The sequence below is a fragment of the uncultured Brachybacterium sp. genome (genome assembly GCF_947500705.1).
Taxonomy (GTDB): domain Bacteria; phylum Actinomycetota; class Actinomycetes; order Actinomycetales; family Dermabacteraceae; genus Brachybacterium.
Map to the genome: position 1 here is coordinate 356,889 of NZ_CANMSY010000001.1, position 21,571 is coordinate 378,459.

At 68.8% G+C, this 21,571-nt stretch carries 21 protein-coding genes and 1 tRNA gene; 10 read left to right on the top strand and 12 right to left on the bottom strand.

All coding sequences use genetic code 11. From position 1 onward, the window contains the following. Nucleotides 1-110: 110 nt before the first annotated feature. Nucleotides 111-506 (top strand): hypothetical protein, encoded by a 396-nt coding sequence (locus Q0937_RS01680; protein WP_299299058.1) that lies wholly within the window; start codon nt 111-113, stop codon nt 504-506. A 70-nt stretch (nt 507-576) separates the two neighbouring features. Here the strand turns inward: Q0937_RS01680 and Q0937_RS01685 are convergent, their stop codons facing one another. The 4 genes from Q0937_RS01685 to Q0937_RS01700 form a co-directional block, all read right to left on the bottom strand. Beyond that, the gene (locus Q0937_RS01685) at nt 577-891 is read right to left on the bottom strand and encodes a hypothetical protein (RefSeq protein ID WP_299299060.1); all 315 of its coding nucleotides are present in this window, start codon (nt 889-891) and stop codon (nt 577-579) included. 151 nt (nt 892-1,042) lie between these two features. Next, nucleotides 1,043-1,408 carry a hypothetical protein gene (locus Q0937_RS01690; RefSeq protein WP_299299062.1) on the bottom strand — a complete coding sequence of 122 codons (366 nt, stop codon included), beginning with the start codon at nt 1,406-1,408 and terminating at the stop codon, nt 1,043-1,045. Between the two features lie 174 nt (nt 1,409-1,582). After that, nucleotides 1,583-1,654, bottom strand: a tRNA-Lys gene (locus Q0937_RS01695). Between the two features lie 128 nt (nt 1,655-1,782). Beyond that, a complete protein-coding gene (locus Q0937_RS01700; RefSeq protein WP_299299064.1) occupies nt 1,783-3,291 on the bottom strand; it encodes a sodium:alanine symporter family protein in 1,509 nt (502 codons plus the stop codon). A gap of 353 nt (nt 3,292-3,644) precedes the next feature. Between Q0937_RS01700 and ectA the strand changes: the two genes are divergently transcribed. The 3 genes from ectA (at nt 3,645) to Q0937_RS01715 (ending at nt 6,104) form a co-directional block, all read left to right on the top strand. Further along, nucleotides 3,645-4,184, top strand: coding sequence for a diaminobutyrate acetyltransferase (ectA, locus tag Q0937_RS01705; protein ID WP_299299066.1), 540 nt, complete (start codon nt 3,645-3,647; stop codon nt 4,182-4,184). Nucleotides 4,185-4,277: 93 nt separating this feature from the next. Then, nucleotides 4,278-5,597, top strand: a complete 1,320-nt coding sequence (gene ectB, locus Q0937_RS01710) for a diaminobutyrate--2-oxoglutarate transaminase (RefSeq protein WP_299299068.1) — start codon at nt 4,278-4,280, stop codon at nt 5,595-5,597. 114 nt (nt 5,598-5,711) lie between these two features. Next, on the top strand, nt 5,712-6,104 hold the full coding sequence (locus tag Q0937_RS01715; RefSeq protein ID WP_299299069.1) for an ectoine synthase: 393 nt from the start codon (nt 5,712-5,714) through the stop codon (nt 6,102-6,104). 119 nt (nt 6,105-6,223) lie between these two features. On the opposite strand, the gene Q0937_RS01720 is transcribed toward Q0937_RS01715, so the two are convergent. Together Q0937_RS01720 and Q0937_RS01725 are read right to left on the bottom strand one after the other, a co-directional pair. After that, complete coding sequence (locus tag Q0937_RS01720) at nt 6,224-6,592, bottom strand: hypothetical protein (protein ID WP_299299071.1); 369 nt, start codon at nt 6,590-6,592, stop codon at nt 6,224-6,226. Beyond that, on the bottom strand, nt 6,589-7,263 hold the full coding sequence (locus tag Q0937_RS01725) for a hypothetical protein (RefSeq protein WP_299299073.1): 675 nt from the start codon (nt 7,261-7,263) through the stop codon (nt 6,589-6,591). The genes Q0937_RS01720 and Q0937_RS01725 overlap by 4 nt, the downstream gene beginning before the upstream one ends. A 98-nt stretch (nt 7,264-7,361) precedes the next feature. On the opposite strand from Q0937_RS01725, the gene Q0937_RS01730 reads away from it, so the two are divergent. Further along, nucleotides 7,362-8,015: a YigZ family protein gene (locus Q0937_RS01730; protein ID WP_299299075.1), complete on the top strand. Its 654-nt coding sequence runs from the start codon at nt 7,362-7,364 to the stop codon at nt 8,013-8,015. A 133-nt stretch (nt 8,016-8,148) separates the two neighbouring features. Here the strand turns inward: Q0937_RS01730 and Q0937_RS01735 are convergent, their stop codons facing one another. Then, complete coding sequence (locus Q0937_RS01735) at nt 8,149-8,433, bottom strand: GlsB/YeaQ/YmgE family stress response membrane protein (RefSeq protein WP_299299077.1); 285 nt, start codon at nt 8,431-8,433, stop codon at nt 8,149-8,151. Between the two features lie 211 nt (nt 8,434-8,644). Here Q0937_RS01735 and Q0937_RS01740 point away from each other — a divergent pair, with 211 nt between their 5' ends. Together Q0937_RS01740 and Q0937_RS01745 are read left to right on the top strand one after the other, a co-directional pair. Further along, nucleotides 8,645-12,562 (top strand): Pls/PosA family non-ribosomal peptide synthetase, encoded by a 3,918-nt coding sequence (locus Q0937_RS01740; protein WP_299299079.1) that lies wholly within the window; start codon nt 8,645-8,647, stop codon nt 12,560-12,562. Then, entirely contained in the window at nt 12,559-13,884 is a 1,326-nt protein-coding gene (locus Q0937_RS01745) for a M1 family metallopeptidase (RefSeq protein WP_299299081.1), read from the top strand. The genes Q0937_RS01740 and Q0937_RS01745 overlap by 4 nt, the downstream gene beginning before the upstream one ends. Before the next feature lie 57 nt (nt 13,885-13,941). Here the strand turns inward: Q0937_RS01745 and Q0937_RS01750 are convergent, their stop codons facing one another. The 5 genes from Q0937_RS01750 to Q0937_RS01770 form a co-directional block, all read right to left on the bottom strand. Further along, nucleotides 13,942-14,457, bottom strand: coding sequence for a 4'-phosphopantetheinyl transferase superfamily protein (locus Q0937_RS01750; protein WP_299299083.1), 516 nt, complete (start codon nt 14,455-14,457; stop codon nt 13,942-13,944). Nucleotides 14,458-14,550: 93 nt separating this feature from the next. After that, nucleotides 14,551-15,519, bottom strand: a complete 969-nt coding sequence (gene nrdF, locus Q0937_RS01755; protein WP_299299085.1) for a class 1b ribonucleoside-diphosphate reductase subunit beta — start codon at nt 15,517-15,519, stop codon at nt 14,551-14,553. 154 nt (nt 15,520-15,673) lie between these two features. Then, complete coding sequence (locus tag Q0937_RS01760) at nt 15,674-17,086, bottom strand: GntP family permease (RefSeq protein WP_299299087.1); 1,413 nt, start codon at nt 17,084-17,086, stop codon at nt 15,674-15,676. Between the two features lie 139 nt (nt 17,087-17,225). After that, nucleotides 17,226-17,990, bottom strand: coding sequence for an anaerobic ribonucleoside-triphosphate reductase activating protein (locus Q0937_RS01765; RefSeq protein ID WP_299299089.1), 765 nt, complete (start codon nt 17,988-17,990; stop codon nt 17,226-17,228). Then, the gene (locus tag Q0937_RS01770) at nt 17,987-19,858 is read right to left on the bottom strand and encodes a ribonucleoside triphosphate reductase (protein ID WP_299299091.1); all 1,872 of its coding nucleotides are present in this window, start codon (nt 19,856-19,858) and stop codon (nt 17,987-17,989) included. The genes Q0937_RS01765 and Q0937_RS01770 overlap by 4 nt, the downstream gene beginning before the upstream one ends. Before the next feature lie 353 nt (nt 19,859-20,211). Between Q0937_RS01770 and Q0937_RS01775 the strand changes: the two genes are divergently transcribed. Genes Q0937_RS01775 through Q0937_RS01785 form a run of 3 tightly spaced genes read left to right on the top strand, consistent with a single transcriptional unit; the run spans nt 20,212 to nt 21,566 of the window. Next, nucleotides 20,212-20,547 (top strand): PadR family transcriptional regulator, encoded by a 336-nt coding sequence (locus tag Q0937_RS01775; RefSeq protein ID WP_299299093.1) that lies wholly within the window; start codon nt 20,212-20,214, stop codon nt 20,545-20,547. Continuing rightward, on the top strand, nt 20,544-20,858 hold the full coding sequence (locus Q0937_RS01780; RefSeq protein ID WP_299299094.1) for a permease prefix domain 1-containing protein: 315 nt from the start codon (nt 20,544-20,546) through the stop codon (nt 20,856-20,858). Before Q0937_RS01775 ends, Q0937_RS01780 begins: the two co-directional genes overlap by 4 nt. Then, complete coding sequence (locus Q0937_RS01785; protein WP_299299096.1) at nt 20,859-21,566, top strand: hypothetical protein; 708 nt, start codon at nt 20,859-20,861, stop codon at nt 21,564-21,566. The last annotated feature ends 5 nt before the right edge of the window (nt 21,567-21,571 follow it).

The following is a 21,571-nucleotide window of genomic DNA, read 5'->3' on the forward strand; positions in this document are numbered from 1 at the left end:
CCCGGAGTACCTCGATGCGGTCAGTGCCTCGCGAGCGCACGGGCCGACGATAGCTCTTCCGTTGCCTCGATTAGGTCCGCGCCGCGAGTGCGTATGCGAGCATGCTGTGCATGAATCGCGCCGCGCCTCTACCGCAGGACGCACCGCCGCGCTCTGCGTCTTCCCTGAAGTCGTCGCGAGAGAGCTTCTGGGTCATGCTCGCCGGCTCGGCCGTAGGGCTGGTGGTCGGATGGCTCTGGATCTCTGCCGCCTACTCAAGTCAGTACAACGGTACTGATGCAAACTTCTCGAGCACCGGCGGCTCGGGCTGGTTCCTCGGCGTCGTGCCGGTCCTCTTTGTGGGAGCGGTCTATCACCTCGCACTGCTACCGGTAGGTTTCAAGGCATACCGCACAAACGGCCTGTTGCTGGTGCTGATCGCCGTCGGCGTGTCAGCGGGGCTGTACGCGTTCCAGATCATCCCGACGGCAATGGCCTCGGGTGGACCGGAGCGCTTCGTTCCGTAGCTCAGTTAGCCCGTCGCGGTCGGCTCAGCTGTCCCTTGACGATGAGCTGACTGGCGAGTGTCTGACTGCATCAGAGCTCGAGGCCAGAGTCTGTAGAGCTGACACTTTTGCCCTTCTCCCTCGCGTAGGCGATCTCGCGCCGTGTCGCCGATCCGAGGTATCCACCTTCGCTCACCACTCGAACCTCGTCCGAGATGTCGATACGTCGTAGATGCAGTTCGCCCAGGGCCTCACGTCGTGCTGGCGTCAGTTCTTCATCGATCGCTTCGGGCGCGAGCACGATCTTCCCAAGCGCGGTGAGACGCCGCCGCTCCGACTCGAAGAGGTCCTGAAAGCGGAGGGAGCCACAGAGACAAACCACTCCTGGCCGGTCGCTGGGACCCATTTACAGATCTCCTTGCTTCGAGGATGTGAGCACAGGGGACGAAGGCTGGAAGGTCTTGCCAGATAGAGGTGTCATAGCGTCGAAGCAACACCGCCGGTCGGCTGGGGGTTGCGCGGGCAAGGTGGCGGTATGGCGCGGGCAGCGTTGAACTTCACAGGGGCCCCTGGGGGATCCGGGGGTCAGGGAACAAAGCGACGGGTACGCCAGACACCATGAAGGCGACCGCGATGGTGCCCGCCACGAGGCCCAATATTGCCCACATTCTCCCGTTGTACCGGCGACGCAGACTGACTACGCCAAGCCAAAGGGCGAGAATCGCGCAGATCAGCCCTGGAATGAACGGGATCAGCAAGAGGCTGTCCGCCGTCCCATGCCCGTTGAACACATAGAACGAGTACAGCTCTTGCCGCGCCAGCTGCGCCCAGACCGTAAGTGCGACGCCGAGACCTCCTGCGGTGGTTGACATGATGCCGAGGATGTCGAGCTTCCGCGAATCGATCGAGATGGTGATGGTCATCCATCCAGGCTATCCGAGTGCAATCTGCAGCTTGCGCCATAAACGGTCCGTTTCGACCCGGCTGCTGTCATGCCCGTCCAGCGCAGCACACACAGCCGCGTTGCTGTCAAAGCTGCTGTCAACCCCGATCCGGAGGCTTTCCCCTAGGGGAAACTTCTCTGACCTGACCTGCAGTGGGCCCGGTGGGGATCGAACCCACGACCCGCGGATTAAAAGTCCGATGCTCTACCACTGAGCTACAGGCCCGTGCCCGCCGAGCGGGCCAGATCATCTTAGCGGCGCGCGAGCGGTGCCGAGGACGCCGGGGAGCCGGGCGTGGCCCAGCTCCCCGGCGTCGGGCGGTGCACCACCGGCGCAGCGAACCCCCGGACGGCTCAGCGAGCGCTGGCCGCCTCGCGCTCGCGCACGTAGTCGCTGACGTCCACATCCTCCCAGACCTCGACGTTCTTGATCTCCGGCAGGTCGGAGGCCAGGAAGATGGGGTCCAGGCCCTGGGCGCGCTGGGCGTTGTAGTGCTTCAGCAGCGTGACCGCCGTGGGCGTGAGGATCGCGATCACCACCAGGTTGATGAGGGCGATGAACACCATGGACACCCCGGCGATGGTCCAGGCGAGGTCCACCGCAATCACGGAGCCGAGGAACACCAGCGCCACCACGGCGATGCCGAAGGCAACATGCCAGCCGCGCTTGGCGGTCAGGAAGTGCATATTCGCCTCGCCGTAGGAGAAGTTCCCCAGCACCGAGGTGAAGGCGAGCAGGAACATGATCACGGCGAGCAGCACCGCGGCCCAGGAGCCGAGGTTGGAGGCCAAGGACTCCTGCACCATCATCAGGCCCTCTCCGCCGACGGAGACGTCGGGGAAGGAGACCAGCACGATGAACCCGGTGATCGAGCAGATCAGCAGGGTGTCGAAGTAGACGCCGAGGGTCTGCACCAGGCCCTGCTTGACCGGGTGGCTCACCGAGGCGGTGGCGGCGACGTTGGGGACCGAGCCCATGCCGGCCTCGTTGGAGAGCATGCCGCGCTGGACGCCGTTGACGATGGCGGCACCGATGCCGCCGCCGATGACGGCCTGCGGGTTGAATGCCTCGGTGACGATCTGGCCCAGCACCCGGGGCACCTCGCCGAGGTTCATGCCGACGATGACGATGCCGATGATCAGGTAGATCAGCGCCATGATCGGCACCATCCTCTGCGCGACTGACGCCACCCGGCGCATGCCGCCGAAGATGATCCCGGCGGTGAGCAGCGCGAGCACCACGCCCAGCACGATCGGGAGCCAGGACAGGCCCTCAGGATCGGTGTAGAGCGCGACGGCGCCGGAGACGGCATCGACGATGGTGTTGGCCTGCAGCGAGGTGAACGCGAAGGCGAAGCAGAAGATGAACAGGATCGCGAAGAACGCGCCGAAGCCGCGACTGCCCAGCCCGCGGTGGATGTAGAACGCGGGACCGCCCTTGTAGGTGTCCGCAGAGCGGGTCTTCCACAGCTGCGCGAGGGTGGACTCGATGAAGCTCGCCGCGCCGCCGACGATGCACATGATCCACATCCACAGCAGCGCACCTGGCCCGCCGAGGAAGATCGCCCCGGCCACGCCGGAGATGTTCCCGGTGCCCACGCGGGCGGCGGCGGAGACCGAGAAGGCCTGGAAGGCGCTGAGGGACTTGGTGCGTTCGGTGCGCTTACGCCCGCTGCCCACCGGCTCGCGCTGGGCCTTCTGAGTGATGGCGCCGAGCATCGCGGGAATCATCCGCAGCTGCACCGCACCGGTGCGGATCGTGAAGTAGAGACCGAGCACCACGACCACGGGCATCCCTGCCCAGGTCCAGAGCCAGCCCTCAGCATTTCCGAGGAACTCGTTGAGTGTTTCGAGGGGGTTCATGCGCACGAGAGTAGCGAGGTGGCTCGCGGAGGGGCCCTGCCTGCACCCTCCGCGATCACTCTCGGCGACAGTGTCGTACCCGCGCGTGTACGTGTACGCGAGGGTGTGTCCCGCATCGCGGCCACGTGACGCACCCCACAGCTGCGCCGCTCCGGGCGCGCAAATTCCCTGTTGGCAGACGACATCGTCCCAGGTCGCTATGAATAGAACCCGGTTGTCCGACAATCCGATTCCCGGACGACGGGCGGTTACAGTTGCATCACGACACTCCGGGGAGACCCCTCCGAAGGCCCCCGGGGGGCTCCCCAAGCGTCGCTGCTCTCGATACCGTTGACGGCGATATGGGCCCGTTGATGACGCACAGCGCAGACCACCCGTCCACCTCCGAGCAGACGACCGAACCGGGTTCCGACCTGGAATTCCGCCCTCCCACCACGGAGGAGGGCGCCGCCATGTGGCGGATCGCCCGCGACAGCGGCACGCTCGACCTGAACACCTCCTACGCCTACCTGCTGATGGCCCGCGACTTCGCGGCGACCACCCGCCTGGCGGTGCGTGAGGGAGAAGCTGTCGGGTTCGTGCTCGGCTACCTGCGACCTTCAGCGCCGCAGACCCTGTTCATCTGGCAGATCGCCGTGGACGAGTCCCAGCGCGGGCAGCGCCTCGCCGCCCGCCTGCTCGACGCCCTGCTGGCGGACCTCCCGCAGGTCGCAACGCTCGAGACCACCATCACGGCGGACAACGCCGCGTCCCAGCGGCTGTTCGCCTCCTTCGCCGAGCGCCATGGCGCCGAGCACGCGATCGAGTCGCTCTTCGCAGAAGCCCACTTCCCGGACCCCGGCCACGGCGCCGAGCTGCTGCATGTGATCAGCGGACTGCACGCCGGGACCTGAACCCGGGCTCCTCCGAACCACCCGTCGGCGCGGGCGCTTCCGTACGCCCTCGCGCCATCCACAGACCATCGAACCACCACCCAGGGAGATGTCATGACCATGACTGCACCGACCGAGACCACCGCGAAGCCCGAGCTGACCGACGAGGTCAGCGCCCCCACCGTCGACCCGACTGAGCTCGAGTCCGGCGTCCGCAGCTACTCGCGCGGCTGGCCCGCCGTGTTCACCCACGCCAAGGGCTCCGTGCTCACCAGTGAGGACGGCCGCGAGTACATCGACTTCTTCGCCGGTGCCGGCACGATGAACTACGGGCACAACCACCCCGAGCTCAAGAAGGTCGTCATCGACCACTACCTCGAGGACCGGGTCGTGCATGGCCTGGACATGTTCACCGACGTCCGCCGCGAGTTCCTGCAGACCTTCGATGAGAAGATCCTGAAGCCCCGCGGGCTCGACTACAAGGTCTCCTTCCCCGGCCCCGGCGGCACCAACGCCGTCGAAGCCGCGCTGAAGCTGGCCCGCAAGGTCACCGGGCGCGAGTCCGTCATCAGCTTCACCAACGCCTTCCACGGCATGACGCTCGGCGCTCTGTCCGTCACCGGCAACTCGATGAAGCGCGGAGGCGCCGGGATCCCCCTGGTGCACGCCACCCCGATGCCGTTCGACGACTACTTCGGCCAGGTCGTCCCTGACTTCATGTACCTCGAGGCCCTGCTCACCGACGACGGCAGCGGCCTGAACAAGCCCGCCGCCGTGATCGTCGAGACCGTCCAGGGCGAGGGCGGCATCAACGCCGCCCGCGCGGACTGGCTGCGCGGCCTCTCCGAGCTGTGCAAGAAGCACGAGATCCTGCTGATCGTCGATGACATCCAGATGGGCTGCGGCCGCACCGGAGGGTTCTTCAGCTTCGAGGAGGCCGGGATCGAGCCGGACATGGTGACGCTCTCGAAGTCGATCAGCGGTTACGGCCACCCGCTCGCGCTCACCCTGATCAAGCCCGAGCTCGACATCTGGGAGCCCGGCGAGCACAACGGCACCTTCCGCGGCTTCGGCCCCGCCTTCGCGACCGCCACCAAGGCGATCGATCTGTTCTGGAGCGATGACGAGCTCGAGCAGTCGACCATCGCCAAGGGCGCCTACGTGGAGAGCCGCTTCAACCGCATCGCCGCCAAGCACATCGATCATGAGCTGATCGTCAAGGGTCGCGGCCTCGCCCGCGGCCTGCAGATGCCCGATGGTGAGATCGCCGGGAAGATCGCGGCCCGCGCCTTCGAGGAGGGCCTGCTGGTGGAGACCTCCGGCCCCTCCGACGAGGTCGTCAAGCTGCTGCCGGCGCTGACCATCCCCGATGAGCTGCTCGCCAAGGGCCTCGACATCATCGAGTCCGCCGTCGACGAGGCGCTCGCCGCCTGAGACCGCTCTTCCGTCGGCCCGCCTGCACCTGAGGGCGGGCCGACGGCCTGCGCCGGGCACCACGCGCCGGCGCAGAACCCCTGCCCCTGGACCATCCACCGGAAGGACACCACCATGCTCGTTCGCTCGCTCGCCGAGGTCGAAGGCACCGACGCCGACATCCAGTCGGACACCTGGCGCTCCAAGCGCATCATCCTGGCCAAGGAGGGCGTGGGCTTCTCCGTCCACGAGACCACCCTCTACGAGGGCACCGAGAGCTACTTCTGGTACGCCAACCACATCGAGGCCGTCTTCATCACCCATGGTGAGGGCGAGATCGAGGACCTGGCCACCGGTGAGGTGCACCAGCTCGCGCCGGGCACCCTGTACCTGCTCAACGACCACGACAAGCACAAGGTGCGGGTCCGCAAGGAGATCCGCTGCGTGTGCGTGTTCAACCCGCCGGTCACCGGCCGCGAGGTCCACGACGAGAACGGCGTGTACCCGCTGATCACCGAGGACGCCTGAGCTCAGCGCCTCGCACGAGGACGGGGCCCGGCAGGATCATCGATCCTGCCGGGCCCCGTTTTGTCGTGCGGGCGATGCCCCGTCGTGCGGGCGGTGCCCAGTCGTGCGGGCGTGATGGTTCAGCCGGCGTGCACTCCCCCGCCACGGGCCTGCGCGATCGCCTCGATCCACGACGTGCGACCGGTGACCACATAACTCAGCACCGTGCCGTCGCGCAAGGTGACCGCGATCGAGTTCGGCATCAGCGGGATCACCCCGAGCAGCTTCGTCCAGGCGGTGCCCACCTCGGCGATCAGCGCGAGCGGCACCTCCGAGGGACCCGACCGGACGTTGAACGCATGGCCGACGAACACCAGACGCTCCGTCGTGAGGAACAGCTTCCCACCGGCCGTCTCGGCGCCGCGCTGCATGTTCGCGCCGCCGCTGCGCACGAGTGACTCACCAGCCGCGAGGGGGAAAGGGAGGACGGCGTGATCCTGGGTGCTCATGCCCTGCTCCTGCGCATGATCAGCAGGACCACACCGATCGCCAGCAGCAGGAAGCCGAGCGCCCCACCACCGATGCCCAGGAAGATCCCTCCGATGCCGGCGAAGATGCCGCCGATCGAGACGGGAGGTCCGACCGCGATCGGCGTGCCGCCGCAGTCGATCGAGTACTCGCCGGCCTCGTTCGCGGTGAAGGAATCCACCGAGACCCAGTTCGCGTCTCCGGTGCCGATCCTGCTGTTCTGCGAGCTGCCTTCGCCGACGGCATCCTCGGAGGGGCCCTCGATGGTGCAGCTCGGTACGGCCGTGCCCTCCTCGACATAGATCTGGAGCGTCTCGTCGGCCTCGATCTCCATGTGGGCGACTCCGTCGTCGAAGTGCGTGAGCGCCCCCGCACTGCCCGCAGCGCCGCCGATGCCGATGATCGCCAGCACCAGGCCGATGATCACACTGAGGGCGAGGATCACCGAGCCGAGGATGATCAGGACCTTCGGCACTCTGGATGGCTTCTTGGCCGGGGCGGTGGAGCCGCCCTGGCGTGCGGAGAAGCCGCCTTGAGGGCCGGAGCCCTGGGGTCCGGGCGCGCCCGGGGAGGGTATGCCGCCCTGCGCGGGGACACCGTGCCGGGGGGACAGCGGGCCGGGTGACGGCTGCTGCGAGGGAGGCTGGGTCATGAGGAGCTCCTGGGCGGTCTCGGGGGCGACGGGATCAGGCTATCGCCCGCCCGGCAGAGCTCCGCAAGGCTTCTCCCCCGCCGCCTAGACTGATCACCATGCCTGATCCCCTCGTCCTCGCCGCCGATGTCGAGACCGAGCTGGTCGAGAAGCGCTCCCGATTCCTCACCCGGCTGCACCGTGTCGAGGAGGTCGAGCAGGCCGATGCCCTGCTGCGAGCGGCTCGGGCACAGCACCCTGATGCGCGCCACCATTGCACCGCCCTGGTGCTGGGCGAGACGGCGCAGCGGGCGGAGATGCACCGTTCGAACGACGACGGCGAGCCGGCCGGGACGGCGGGGATGCCGATGCTGCAGTCCCTGCTGCATGCACGACTGGTGGACACCTTCGCAATCGTGATCCGCTACTTCGGCGGGGTGAAGCTCGGTGCGGGCGGGCTGGTGCGCGCCTACACCGCCGGCGTCGAGCAGGCGGTCATGGCGGCGACCCTGCTGCGCCGCACCGAGCTGGTGGTCGCGCAGATCGAGGTGCCTCCGGCGGAGGTCGGGATCGCGGAGAACGCCGTGCGGATATGGGCCGCCGCCCGGGGCGCTGCGGTCGAGCCGACGCAGTACTCCGCACGCAGCGCGCTGCTGACGGTGCTGGTCGCCCCGGAGGACTTCGACGAGCTCACCGCGGACACCGCCCGCTGGTCCTCCGGGCGACGCGCCGTCGAGGACGCGGGTCGGCGCGCGGCCGACGTCCCGCTCTGACCACTGGGCATGCGGGGCGCAGCGGGCGCCGCGGGGGCTGCGAGGCCGGGCAGACGCATGACAACGGCGCCACCCCGGGATACCCGGGATGGCGCCGTCGACGAGGTGGCGCTCAGGCGCACACGTCAGGAGATCAGGCGCGGCCCTTGGTCGCGAGGCCGTAGATGGCCATGACGATGATCGCGCCGACGATGCCCAGCAGGATGGTGCCGATGCTCCAGGGGTTGCTCATGATGCCGCTGATGCCGTCGCCACCCAGCAGTGCACCGATGAAGCCGCCGACGATCGCGCCGATGACGCCGAGCACGATGGACATGCCGAGGCTCATGGCCTGCTTGCCAGGCATGACGGCCCGTGCGAGGAGGCCGATGATCGCGCCGATGATGATCCAGGAGATGATGAGTCCGATGAGGCCCATGAGTGTCAGTCCATTCTTTGGGGAAGAGAAGGGTGCTTGCCCACCCATTGTGGAGCACATTCCGAGCATTTCCGTGGAGGCTGCGCATATGTCCAGGTCACAGGAGCGACCATGTGGTCCGTGCGTGTCGATTAAGGGTCTCGACGCTGAGGGGTTCGCGCAGTGAGTCCCCCCGTGTTCGTCGCTCCCCGGCCCCCTGCTGGTCACCTCGATGGGGAATGATCGTCCGGTGACCGATTCCCCTGCCCTGCTGCCCGAGCTGCTCGCCGGCGAGCGCGCCCCCGCCCCCAACACCCTCGTGGGGATCTTCCGGCACGTCGTCGCCACCAACGGTGACGCCCCGGCGGTGGACAGCGGCCTGGAGACCCTGACCTACACCGAGCTGGACGAGGCGGCGACCGAGGTCGCCGCCCGACTCGCCGAGCACGGGGTGGGCCCCGGAGACAAGGTGGGGGTGCGGATCAAGTCCGGCACCACCGATCTGTACGTCGCGATCCTCGGCATCCTGGTCGCCGGCGCCGCCTATGTCCCGGTCGACGCGGACGATCCCGACGAGCGCGCCCGCGTGGTGTTCGAAGAGTCCGCCTCAGTCGCCGTGATCGGCAACGACCTGGTCATCACTCCCACCGGTGCTCGGGCGGAGGACGCCCCCGCTGCCACGACGGAGCCCGCACCGCAGCGCGAGGTCGAGCCCGGGGACGACGCGTGGGTCATCTTCACCTCCGGCTCCACCGGGAAGCCCAAGGGGGTCGCGGTCTCACACCGCGGCGCGGCGGCCTTCGTGGAGGCCGAGTCGCGGATGTTCCTCCAGGACGCACCGATCGCTCCCGGAGACCGGGTGATGGCCGGGCTCTCCGTCGCCTTCGACGCCAGCTGCGAGGAGATGTGGCTGGCCTGGGCGTACGGTGCCTGCCTGGTGCCCGCACCGCGCTCGCTGGTCCGCTCGGGCGTGGACGTCGGCCCCTGGCTCGCCGCCAACCGGATCAGCATCGTCTCCACTGTGCCCACCCTGGTCTCCCTGTGGCCGGACAGCGCGCTGACCGAGGTGCGGCTGCTGATCATGGGCGGGGAGGCCTGCCCGCCCGAGCTCGCCGTCCGCCTGCAGGCCCCCGGCCGCGAGGTGTGGAACACCTACGGTCCCACCGAGGCGACCGTCGTGGCCTGCGGAGCGCTGCTCGACGGCACCGATCCGGTGCGGATCGGGTTGCCGTTGGACGGCTGGGATCTCGCGGTCGTCGACGCCGAGGGCACTCCGGTCGCCGTGGGAGAGTCCGGCGAGCTGATCATCGGCGGGGTGGGCCTGGCCCGCTATCTCGACCCCGAGAAGGATGCCGAGAAGTACGCCGCGATGCCGACGCTCGGCTGGGATCGCGCCTACCGCTCCGGCGACATCGTGCGCAATGACCCCGCGGGGCTGCTGTTCGCGGGCCGCGCCGACGATCAGATCAAGCTCGGCGGGCGCCGCATCGAGCTCGGCGAGATCGACGACCAGCTGCTGCGAGTGCCCGGCGTGATCGGTGCCGCCGCGGCCGTGCGTTCCACGAAGTCCGGGAACAAGCTCCTGGTCGGCTATCTCACCATCGATGCGGGCTATGACGCCGAGATCGCGAAGGGCCTGCTGCGCCAGCGGATGCCCGCCGCTCTGGTGCCGCGTCTCGCCGTGGTCGACGAGCTGCCCACCCGCACCTCCGGCAAGATCGACCGCGACGCGCTGCCCTGGCCGCTCGCCCGCCGCGGCGAGCCCTCGGCGGCGCTGTCCGGCACCGCCGCCTGGATCGCGGAGATCTGGGGCGAGGTGCTCGGCGCCGAGGCCACCTCCGGCAAGGACGATTTCTTCGACTTCGGCGGTGGCTCGCTCACCGCCGCGCAGGTCGTCAGCCGGCTGCGGGAGAAGCATTCCGCGCTCACCGTCGGCGATGTCTACGCCCATTCCACCCTCGCCGGGCTCGCCGCTCATCTCGACGGGATGGGCGCATCAACGGTCGCGAGCGACCGCACTGTCGCGCCCGTGCGCCGGCGCACCCAGATCGCCCAGCTGCTCGCGCTGGTGCCGCTGCGGGCGCTCGCGGCGCTGCGCTGGAGCACCTGGCTGATGCTCGCCTCCACCGTGGGCGCGGCCTTCACCGACCTGCCCTGGCTGGTCGCCTTCCCGCTGTGGCTGGTGATCCCGCTGGCCGTGGTGATGCTGCTGCCGCCCGGCCGGATGCTGCTCGCCGCACTGCTGGCCCGGCTGCTGCTGCGCGAGGTGCGACCGGGGAGCTATCCCCGCGGCGGCCGTGTCCACCTGCGGCTGTGGCTGGCGGAGAAGATCCAGGAGGAGCTCGGGGCGACGAATCTCGCCGGTGCCGCCTGGTTCCCGCTGTACGCCCGTCTGCTCGGGGCACGCCTCGGCCAGGACGTGGACCTGCACACCCTGCCGCCCCTCACCGGGATGCTGGAGATCGGCAGCGGTGCCTCGATCGAGCCCGAAGTCGATCTGGCCGGCTACTGGATCGACGGCGACCGGCTGCGGATCGGACAGGTCCAGATCGGCAAGCGGGCCCGGATCGGCGCCCGCAGCATGCTCGGCCCCGGCGCGTCGATCGGGCGGGAGGCGGAGATCGCACCCGGCTCCGCCGTGCTCGGCACCGTGCCGGCCGGCGAGTTCTGGTCCGGTTCCCCCGCCGAGCGTCAGGCGAAGGCCCGCGGGCCCTGGTCCACCGACGCGCCCCGGCGCCGCCCGCTCTGGCTGCTGAGCTTCGCCGCGCTCTCCCTCCTGATCGCCGCGCTGCCGGTGGTGGCGATGCTGATCGGTGCGGCGGTGCTGCTGCCGGCCGTGCACGGCACCGACAGCTTCGGCGCGGCGGTGCTGGCCGCTCTGCCCTGGCTGCCGCTCGCGGCACTGGCAGGATTCGGTGCGCTGATGGTGATGGTCGTGGTGCTGACCAGGCTGATGGCGCTCGCGATCCGGCCTGGCCACCATCCCGTCCGCTCCGCGGCCGGGGTGTCCATCTGGGGCACGCTGCGCCTGCTCGACGAGGCCCGAACCTGGCTGTTCCCGATCTATGCCGGGGCACTCACCCCGCTCTGGCTGCGCCTGCTGGGGGCCAAGGTGGGCAAGGGTGCGGAGGTCTCCACCGTGCTGCTGATCCCGTCCCTGGTGCAGGTGGGCGAGTACTCCTTCCTGGCCGACGACACCCTGGTGGGCGCCTACGAGCTGGGCGGCGGCTGGATCCGGGTGGAGCACGTGAAGGTCGGCAAGCGCGCCTTCGTCGGCAACTCCGGGATGCTCGCCGCCGGACGCAAGGTCCCCAAGCAGTCCCTGGTCGCGGTGCTCTCGGCCGCGCCGCGGCGGAAGACCGCGAAGGCCGGCACGTCATGGTTGGGCAGCCCGCCGCGCAAGCTGCGCCGCACCGAGGACGATCACGACTCCTCCCTCACCTACGATCCGCCGCGCCGGCTGCTGGTCCAGCGCGGGCTGGTCGAGACCGGCCGCATCGTGCCCCTGCTGCTGGCTCTGCTGCTCCCGGTCGCGGTCGGCGCGGCGCTGTTCGCCCTGCTGCTGCAGGGCACCTGGGGCGTGGTGGCCGCGCTGATCCTCGGCGGTCCGGTGCTGCTCGCGGCCGGAGTGCTGGCCGCCGGCATCACGGTCGTGGCGAAGTGGCTGATCATCGGCACGCATCGCCCGGGCGAGCACGCCCTGTTCACGCCCTACGTGTGGCGCTCCGAGCTGGCCGACACCTTCACCGAGGTGCTCGCCGCGCCCTGGTTCGCGAACGTCACCTCCGGCACCGTGGCTCTGAACCTGTGGCTGCGGCTGCTCGGGGCGAAGATCGGCCCGGGCGTCTGGTGCGATCCGTACTGGCTTCCGGAGACGGACCTCGTCACCCTCGGCGCGGGGGCCACCATCAACCGCGGCTGCGTGGTCCAGACCCATCTCTTCCAGGACCGGGTGCTGAGCATGGACACCGTGACGCTGGGCGAGGGTGCGACCCTGGGTCCCGGCGGTGTGATCCTGCCTGCCGCGTCGATCGACCGGCACGCGACCGTCGGCCCCGTCTCCCTGGTGATGCGGGGCGAACGAGTCCCGCCCGGCACCCGCTGGACGGGCAACCCCATCGGCCCCTGGGAAGACGAGGACGACGCATGAGCGCAGCACTCCACGCAGGCAGCGATCCGTACGTCCCGCGGCACGGGGACGAGAGCTTCGAGGTGCTCCACTACGACCTGAAGATCGCCTACAAGGTCGAGGGCAATCGGCTGGAGGGGGACGCGACCCTGTCCTGCCGCGTCCTGGAGGAGACCGACGTTCTCCACCTGGACCTCTACGGCCTGCATCCCCAGAAGGTGTTCGTCGACGGTCGTGCGCAGCGCTTCACCCACCTGCGCGGACGGCTCGCGGTGAAGCTCCCCCTCGCCCCTGGTGCGGAGCTCACGGTGCGGGTGAAGTACTCCGGCACACCGAGCCCGGTCTCCACCCGGCACCTCGGGTCCGCCGGCTGGGAGGAGCTGGAGGACGGGGTGATCGTCGCCGCGCAGCCGCATGGCGCCCCCACCTGGTTCCCCTGCAACGACCGCCCCGACAACAAGGCGACCTACACGATCGCGCTCTCGGCGCCGCCGGACTACACCGTCGCCGTCTCCGGGGAGCTGCAGGGCAAGAGCCGCAAGGGCAACGCCGTCACCTGGTCCTACGAGCAGACGGTGCCGATGGCGACCTACCTCGCCACCGTCCAGATCGGCCGCTACCGGACGCTCGAGCATGCCGGTGCCCCGGTGCCGGTGCGCACCATCGCCCCGCCGCAGCTGAGCGCCGCCGATCTCCAGGGCTCGTTCGACGCGCAGCCCGAGATGCTCACCTTCTTCGCCGGACTGTTCGGGGACTACCCCTTCTCCTCCTACACCGCGGTGATCACCGCGGACGAGCTCGAGATACCGCTGGAGTCCCAGGGGCTCTCGACCTTCGGCAGCAACTTCGTGGACACCGAGTGGGAGAGCGTGCGGCTGATCGCGCACGAGCTGTCCCATCAGTGGTTCGGCAACTCGGTCACGCTCCAGCGCTGGCAGGACATCTGGCTCCACGAGGGATTCGCCTGCTACTGCGAGTGGCTGTGGGCCGAGGAGTCAGGCGTGTCGAGCGTGCAGGCCGAGGTGGACAAGCATCACGCACTGCTGGCAGAGCTCCCCCAGGACGATCTGCTGCTCTCCGACCCGGGCCCGGACCTGATGTTCGATGACCGCATCTACAAGCGCGGGGCGCTGACCGTGCATGCTCTGCGCCTGCATCTCGGGGAGGAGCGCTTCTTCGCGTTGGTCTCCGACTGGCTCGCGGAGCACCGCGGCGGCAACGTGACCACCGAGATGTTCCTCGCGCACGTGCGACGTGCAGCCGGTCAAGAGGCCGCCGCACTGCTGACGCCGTGGCTGTTCGAGACCGAGCTGCCCGCATGCCCGGTGCCTGCGAGCGCGTGAGGCGGGAGCGCGCGGTGTCCGGCGCGTCCAGTGTCGGGGCGTCCAGTGTCGGGGCGTTCAGTGGCGGGCGAGGGCGGCGACGTGGCCGGGCGGTGCACGCAGATCCCTGACCGCGAAGTCGCCCAGGCGGAGCGCACTCATCTCGGTGGCCAGGCCGGTTCCGAGCGCCTTGAGCACCGCCTCCTTGCGGGCCCAGACCGCGGCCCGCTCCTCCGGGGCGTGAGGGTCGGGCTCGCTCGGATGCAGCACCAGCGCGGGGTCCCAGCCACGCGAGACGGCGGCGACCGCTTCAAGGTCGATGCCGAGCCGTCCGGTGCCCGGCGCATCCACTGCCGTCATCAGGTGCTCCCCGCAGCGGGTGAGGCTCACCGGCACCTCGTCCCGCCGACCGCGCGCCCGCGCCCAGGGGCGGCCGTGCTCGGAGGAGCCGCAGCGCGGGCAGGAGCGGCCCACCAGGATGTCCGTCGGCGGGAGCTCGAGCAGGGCGGCGACGCGGTCGCGCAGGATCGCGTCCGCATCCTCCTCCGCGCGGTGGAGATGGGCGAGCCCGGCGGCGTCGAGCTGTGCGTTCATGCCACGCCCTCCTGCGAATGCGCCTGCCTTCGGAAACATCAACATGCAGGACGGGCCGGGCGTGATCGCCCGGCCCGTCCTGTTTTGAGGGACTCAGAAGTCCCAGTCGTCGTCCTCGGTCTCGACAGCCTTGCCCATCACGTAGCTGGAGCCCGAGCCGGAGAAGAAGTCGTGGTTCTCGTCGGCATTCGGGGACAGCGCGGAGAGGATCGCCGGGTTCACCTGGACCGCGTCCTGCGGGAACAGACCCTCGTAGCCGAGGTTCATCAGCGCCTTGTTGGCGTTGTAGCGCAGGAAGACCTTGACGTCCTCGGTCCAGCCGACGGCGTCATAGAGATCCTCGGTGTAGACCTCTTCGTTCTCGTAGAGCTCCAGCAGCAGCGAGAAGGTGTAGTCCTTCAGCTCGGCCTTGCGCTCGGCGGAGAACTTCTCGATGGCCTTCTGGTACTTGTACCCGATGTAGTAGCCGTGGACTGCTTCGTCACGGATGATCAGGCGGATGATGTCGGCGGTGTTGGTCAGCTCGCCGTGGCTCGAATAGCGCATCGGCAGGTAGAAGCCGGAGTAGAACAGGAACGACTCCAGCAGCACCGAGGCGATCTTCCGCTTCTCCGGATCATCGCCCTCGTAGTAGCCCATGATGATCTGAGCCTTCTTCTGGAGCTGCGGGTTGGTCGCGCCCCACTCGAAGGCCTCGTCGATCTGCTTGGTGCTGGCGAGGGTCGAGAAGATCTGGCTGTAGGACTTCGCGTGCACCGACTCCATGAACGCGATGTTCGTGTACACCGCTTCCTCGTGAGGGGTGACCGCATCCGGGATCAGGGAGATCGCGCCGACGGTGCCCTGCACCGTGTCCAGCAGGGTCAGCCCCGTGAACACGTGCATGGCCATCGTCTGCTCGTCGGAGGAACGTCGGCTCCAGGACTGGATGTCGTTGGACAGCGGGACCTTCTCGGGCAGCCAGAAGTTGCCGGTCAGGCGGTCCCAGACCTCCTGATCCTTGGGATCGGGGATCCGGTTCCAGTTGATGGCCTGGATCGTCGCGTTCAGGTGGTCTTTCACCGCAGCCTCACTGTCAGAAATCTCGGGGGTTCAGTCCCGGCCAGTCTAGGCAGTGGGAGCCGCTGACGGGGCCCCGACAGTCCCCGGCATCGGTGGGAAGGGACACCACATCGGATTCTGGGGTGGCGATGGCGAGGTGCGGCGTGACGTGATCTCAGGCGATCGCGGAGGCGATGCCGAAGAGCACCAGCGACAGGCCGAAGCCGACGATCGCCATCGCGCCCTGGATCAGGGTCCAGGTGGACAGGGTCTGCTTCATGTCCATCCCGAAGAATCGGCTGACCAGCCAGAAGCCCGAGTCGTTGACGTGCGAGAAGCCCACCGAGCCGGCGGACATCGCCATCACGATCGCGACGATCTGGAGCTGGGAGAAGTCGCTGGCGGCGATCACGCCCACCATCAGCGATGCCGCCGTGGTCAGCGCCACGGTGGCCGAGCCCTGGGCGATGCGGACGATCTGGGCGATCAGGAAGGCGGCCACGATCACCGGCAGTCCGATGTCGTTGAGCGATCCGGCGACCGCATCACCGATCCCGGTCACGCGCAGCACACCGCCGAACATGCCTCCGGCACCGGTGACCAGCACGACCGAGCAGATCGGCCCCAGGGCGGAGTCGGTGATCTTCTCGATCAGGTTGCCCTTCTTGCCCGCTCCCCAGCCGAGGACGAACATCGAGACCACCACGGTGATCAGCAGCGCGACCGGAGTCTCACCCACCAGGCGCAGTCCGGAGACGACCGGGTCGGCGAGGAACGCTTCCGAATCGGGACGTGCGGCGCCGACGGTGTTCAGCCCGGTGTTGAGCAGGATCAGCAGCAGAGGCAGGATCAGCAGGCTGATGATCGTGCTCACCCGCGGGTTCGACTCGAAGCCGGTCTTCTCCGACGTGCTGTCGAGGATCGTGGGGATCGGGACGTCCAGGCGCATGCCCAGTCGCGGGGCCAGCAGGGTGCCGACCAGGTACCAGATGATCACGGCGAACACGATTCCGACGAGCATCACCAGGCCGATGTCGGCGCCGACGATGGTGGAGGCGGCCACCGGGCCGGGGTGGGGCGGGGCGAAGATGTGCATCGCGCTGAAGGCGACCGCCGAGGGCAGGGCGATGGCCAGGAATGATCCGCCGACGCGGCGGGCGACGGCGTAGATGATCGGCAGCATCACCACGAGGCCGGCGTCGAAGAAGATGGGGAAGCCCATCAGCAGGCTGGCGAGCGACAGGCCGAGGCCGGCCCGCTTCTCTCCGACCAGGTCGATCATCCGGTCGGCGAGCAGCTGTGCACCGCCGGAGGTCTCGATCATCCGCCCCAGCATCGCGCCGAGCGCGACCAGCAGCATCACGTTGCCGAGCGTGGAGTTGAATCCGAAGCCGAGGGCATCCATGAGGCTGCCGGGGGCGATGCCGGCGATGAGCGCCGTGCCGATCGAGGTGATCATCAGGGCCAGGAAGGCGTGGATCTTGAACGCCATGATCATGACCAGCAGCACGGCGACGGCGGCGGTGGCCAGGATCAGCAGCCCGCCGGTGCCGAGCTCCCAGTTCATGACGAGGTTCAACTCATCCATGAGGGACTCCTTGGGGAGGAAGGGGAAGGGTGTCGCGCCCGGGGTGCAGCGGCGACGTCGAGCGGTGCTCGCTTTCACATCGTAGGCGAGCCTCCTCGCTCGTGCAGATGCCCGCCAGGGCACCTGCACGAGCGAGGGCTCAGGCGCGGGTGGTGATCAGCACCCCCTCGACCTCACCCCGGCGCAGGGCGGCCCGGGCGGTCAGCTCGAAGCGCTCCACCCAGTCGGTGACGTGTCCCAGCTGTGCGGCGAAGTCGGCGTCGGTGCCGTCAGGTCGTGCCCGCTGCAGCACGAGCGCACCACCGCCGGCCCGCGCGACGGCTCGCACCACCTGCGGCACCTGGGCCTGCAGCGCGGGGGTGACGGTCATGCGCAGCTCGTGGTCGACACCGGAGGCCAGCAGCATGCCCAGGGACTGCTCTGCCTTCCGCCAGGCCCCACCCCGGCGCACGAGGGCGTCGTAGCCGCCGGGAGCGGCCTTCACATCGAAGCCGACCCAGTCCACGAGCGGCGCCGAGACCCGGTTCCCGTCGCGGTCGAGGCCCAGCAGGGTGCGCAGCCGTGACGGATAGGCGCCGCCGGTGTGCAGACCCACCGCGTAGCCGACCTCCCGCACCCGGGCCGCTGCCGGGACCAGGGCATGCTGAGAGGTCGCCTCTCCCCCGCTGAACACCACGGCGTCCAGCAGGCCGTGGCGGCGGGAGAGCAGGGTGTCGAGCTGGGACCAGGCCACCCTCCCGGGGGTCGCGGGATCGAGGATCGCCCTGTTGTGGCAGTAGGTGCAGGCCCAGGGACAGCCCTGGCAGAACACGGTCGCCACCAGACGTCCGGGCCAGTCAACGGTGGACAGAGGCACCAGACCGGCGATCTGCAGGTCCGGTGCCCCGAGCTGAGCGGTGCTCACGCGAGGCTGCTCCCCACCGTCGCGGCCTGCTCGGTGAAGAAGGTGCGCTCGGCGTACTCGCCCTTCTTGCCGATGTTGAAGGACGTCACGGGACGGAAATAGCCCATCACCCGCGTCCACACCTCGCAGACCTGACCGCAGCGCCCGCACTCGAGGTGCTCCCCCGAGAGATACCCGTGGGTGGGGCAGATCGAGAAGGTCGGGGTGACGGTGAGATACGGCAGGCGGAAGCGGGTCAGCGCCCGTCGCACCAGCTCCTTGCAGGTCTCTGCGGAGCTCATCGCCTCGTTCATGTAGAGGTGCAGCACGGTGCCGCCGGTGTACTTCGCCTGCAGCTCCTCCTGCAGCTCGAGCGCCTCGAAGGGATCCTCGGTCGCGCCGACGGGGATCTGCGAGGAGTTCGTGTAATACGGGTTCTGCGCCGTGCCCGCGGTGAGGATCCCCGGGAAGCGGGCACGGTCCTCCTTCGCGAAGCGGTAGGTGGCGCCCTCGGCGGGGGTCGCCTCGAGGTTGTAGAGATTCCCGGTGGCCTCCTGGAACTCGACCATCCGCTCGCGCACGTGATCGAGGATCCGCAGGCACATCGCCTGCCCCTCCTCCGTCATGAGGTCGAGGCGGTCGCCGGTGAAGTTCCGGAGCATCTCGTTCATGCCGTTCACGCCGAGGGTCGAGAAGTGGTTGCCGAGGTGGCCCATGTACCGCTTGGTGTACGGGTAGAGCCCGGAGTCCATCAGCTCCTGCACGGTGGCACGGCGCCGCTCCAGAGTGTCCTGTCCCAGGTCCAGCAGGTGGTCCAGCGCCGCGATCAGCGCCGGCTCGTCCCCGGCGTGGAGGTGGCCGAGCCGGGCCATGTTCACGGTGACCACCCCGATCGATCCGGTGAGCTCCGCGGAGCCGAACAGGCCATTGCCGCGCTTGAGCAGCTCGCGCAGATCCAGCTGGAGCCGGCAGCACATCGAACGGATCATGCCGGGGTCGAGGTCCGAGTTCAGGAAGTTCTGGAAGTAGGGCAGCCCGTACTTCGCGGTCATCACGAACAGCGCCTCGGCGTTGTCCGAGTCCCAGTCGAAGTCCTCGGTGATGTTGTAGGTCGGGATCGGGAACGTGAAGGCGCGGCCGTCCGCGTCCCCCTCGGTCATCACGTCGAGATAGGCGCGGTTGATCAGATCCATCTCGGCTCCCAGCTCGCCGTAGGTGAAGTCCTGGACCTCGCCGCCTATCAGCGGGCGCTGCTCGCACAGATCCGTGGGGCAGGTCCAGTCGAAGGTGAGGTTGGTGAAGGGGCACTGGGAGCCCCAGCGGCTGGGGACGTTGAGGTTGTGGATCAGCTCCTGCATGTGCTGTCGCACCTGCTCGTAGGACATCGAGTCCAGGCGCACGAAGGGCGCCATATAGGTGTCGAAGGAGCTGAACGCCTGGGCCCCCGCCCATTCGTTCTGCAGGGTGCCCAGGAAGTTCACGATCTGCCCACAGGCCGAGGAGAAGTGCCGTGGCGGGCGCGAGCCGATCGCGCCCGCGACCCCGTTGAAGCCCTCCTCGAGCAGAGCCCGCAGCGACCAGCCGGCGCAGTAGCCGGTGAGCATGTCGAGGTCGTGGATGTGCAGGTCCCCCTCACGGTGGGCACGGCCGGCCTCCGGGCTGAAGACCTCATCCAGCCAGTGGTTGGCCATCACCTTGCCGGCGGCGTTGAGGATCAGCCCGCCCACGGAGTATCCCTGGTTCGCATTCGCGTTGACCCGCCAGTCCGAGCGCTCCACGTACTCGGTGACGGTCGCGACGGGGTCGACGAGATGCCGCGCCGGCACCTCGACGGGGAGGGACGCAGCAGAAGCTCCGGGGGACGTGGGTGTGGGTGCGGTCGCGGTCATGGGTTCTCTCCTGAGAGGTGAGGGGTGGGGCGGGGAGAGACCTCGGGGCTGGAGCCGGGAGGCGGTCGCTGGTGAAGGCGGTGAGCTCACGCTAGGAAAGAACCACAACATCTAGTGGTCGCGACGCGCCGACGACACAAGGGCTAGTGAATTCCCCACCCCGTCACCACACCCTTCGGGACCGAAGTCCCGACCGAAGACCCGCCATACTCCCCTTGTCGTACTACGCCTGCCGTAGTACGGTATGCGCAGTAACGCGGCGAGCCGGCCTGCCGTCGACGTCTGGGGAGGTGCACCCGTCCGCACCCGTCACCGGCCCGCCGCGCACCACCCCCAAAACGAGAGGAGCCGAGGTGATCGGAGCCGACGCCATCCGCGGGCACATCGATCTGATCCTGCTCGCGATCCTGGAGACGCAGCCTTCGTACGCCTACGAGATCTCCAAGACGATCACCGGTCGCTCCCGCGGCGAGTACGTCATCAAACAGACCACCCTCTACACCGCGGTCAAGCGGCTGCAGTCCCAGGGCCTCCTCGACAGCTATGAGGACGCCTCCCCCAGCGGCAAGCCGCGCACCTACTACAGGCTCACCCCCGACGGCCTCGACCAGCTCGGCGTCAAGCGCGAGGAATGGCGCAGCACCCGAGCACTCGTGGACCACTTCACGGAAGGAAAGGACGCCTCGTGAACGTCATCGACTCCTATCTGGACACCCTCTTCGCCCCCTACCCCACATCCACCCGCCTGCGGGAGGCCAGGACTGAGCTGCGCGCCATGATGGAGGACAAGCAGCAGGGCCTGATCGAGGACGGCCTCACCGAGTCCCAGGCCGTCGGGCAGGTGATCGCCGAGTTCGGCACCCTCGAGGAGGTCGCCCCGGTGCTCGGCATCGACGCCGAGCTGGGCCGCGCCGCCGCCGCACCCGCCGCACCACCGGCTGCACCGCTCGACCTCGATCGCGCCCGCGCCTATGTCAGCGCTGTGCGCGGTTCCCAGTAGATGCCCGCCACCGGCCTGGCCATGTTCGTGCTCTGCGCGGCGCCGCTGCTGCTGCTCATCGCCGCCACCCCCGGTTCCCAGGGTGAGCCTGGTGGTTGGGCGATCGGCATCGGCCTCACGGCAGTGCTGGTGATGGTGAGCCTGGGCCTGCTGCTGATGATGGCGCGAGATGCACGACTCAGCGACTTCGAGGACATCGACGAAGGGGACTTCGCCCTCACCGCGCAGGTGCGCAGCTACGCCCGGGAGGTCAGGCGCGAGCGCCGCCGTGCCACGATCCTCGCCGCCGCCGTCGCGATCACCCTGTGGATCCTCAGCGCTCTGCCCACCCTTCTCACCGCACTGCTCATCGACGGAGACTCCTCCGCCGTGCTGTACGGGGTGAGCGGGACGCTGGTGATCGTGGCGCTGGGCCTTGCGATCATCGCCCGTGCGGGCTGGGCCGACGCCGCGACCAACACGCTGCTCCAGGAGAAGGATGCGGACAACTCCCTTGAGCACAGCGAGAGCCCGGTGGTCCGCGTGGTGGCCGTGGTCTACTGGCCGGTCATGTTCGCGATCTATCTGGCGTGGAGCTTCCTGTCCGGAGACTGGGGGATCAGCTGGGTGATCTGGCCGGTGGCCGGGGTGCTGTACGGCGCCCTCTCCGGGCTCAGCGTCGCGCTGCGCGGGGACGAGGGCTCCCGGCAGCAGCACAGGAGCCGCTGAGCCCG

Coding starts and splice junctions, on each gene's coding strand:
- Q0937_RS01760 (WP_299299087.1), bottom strand. CDS start 17,086: ATGGATGAGTTGAACCTCGTCATGAACTGGGAGCTCGGCACCGGCGGG.
- Q0937_RS01785 (WP_299299096.1), top strand. CDS start 20,859: ATGCCCGCCACCGGCCTGGCCATGTTCGTGCTCTGCGCGGCGCCGCTG.
- Q0937_RS01740 (WP_299299079.1), top strand. CDS start 8,645: ATGGGGAATGATCGTCCGGTGACCGATTCCCCTGCCCTGCTGCCCGAG.
- ectA (WP_299299066.1), top strand. CDS start 3,645: ATGACGCACAGCGCAGACCACCCGTCCACCTCCGAGCAGACGACCGAA.
- Q0937_RS01745 (WP_299299081.1), top strand. CDS start 12,559: ATGAGCGCAGCACTCCACGCAGGCAGCGATCCGTACGTCCCGCGGCAC.
- Q0937_RS01730 (WP_299299075.1), top strand. CDS start 7,362: ATGCCTGATCCCCTCGTCCTCGCCGCCGATGTCGAGACCGAGCTGGTC.
- Q0937_RS01690 (WP_299299062.1), bottom strand. CDS start 1,408: ATGACCATCACCATCTCGATCGATTCGCGGAAGCTCGACATCCTCGGC.
- Q0937_RS01685 (WP_299299060.1), bottom strand. CDS start 891: ATGGGTCCCAGCGACCGGCCAGGAGTGGTTTGTCTCTGTGGCTCCCTC.
- Q0937_RS01715 (WP_299299069.1), top strand. CDS start 5,712: ATGCTCGTTCGCTCGCTCGCCGAGGTCGAAGGCACCGACGCCGACATC.
- ectB (WP_299299068.1), top strand. CDS start 4,278: ATGACCATGACTGCACCGACCGAGACCACCGCGAAGCCCGAGCTGACC.
- Q0937_RS01770 (WP_299299091.1), bottom strand. CDS start 19,858: ATGACCGCGACCGCACCCACACCCACGTCCCCCGGAGCTTCTGCTGCG.
- Q0937_RS01700 (WP_299299064.1), bottom strand. CDS start 3,291: ATGAACCCCCTCGAAACACTCAACGAGTTCCTCGGAAATGCTGAGGGC.
- Q0937_RS01680 (WP_299299058.1), top strand. CDS start 111: ATGAATCGCGCCGCGCCTCTACCGCAGGACGCACCGCCGCGCTCTGCG.
- Q0937_RS01720 (WP_299299071.1), bottom strand. CDS start 6,592: ATGAGCACCCAGGATCACGCCGTCCTCCCTTTCCCCCTCGCGGCTGGT.
- Q0937_RS01735 (WP_299299077.1), bottom strand. CDS start 8,433: ATGGGCCTCATCGGACTCATCATCTCCTGGATCATCATCGGCGCGATC.
- Q0937_RS01725 (WP_299299073.1), bottom strand. CDS start 7,263: ATGACCCAGCCTCCCTCGCAGCAGCCGTCACCCGGCCCGCTGTCCCCC.
- Q0937_RS01750 (WP_299299083.1), bottom strand. CDS start 14,457: ATGAACGCACAGCTCGACGCCGCCGGGCTCGCCCATCTCCACCGCGCG.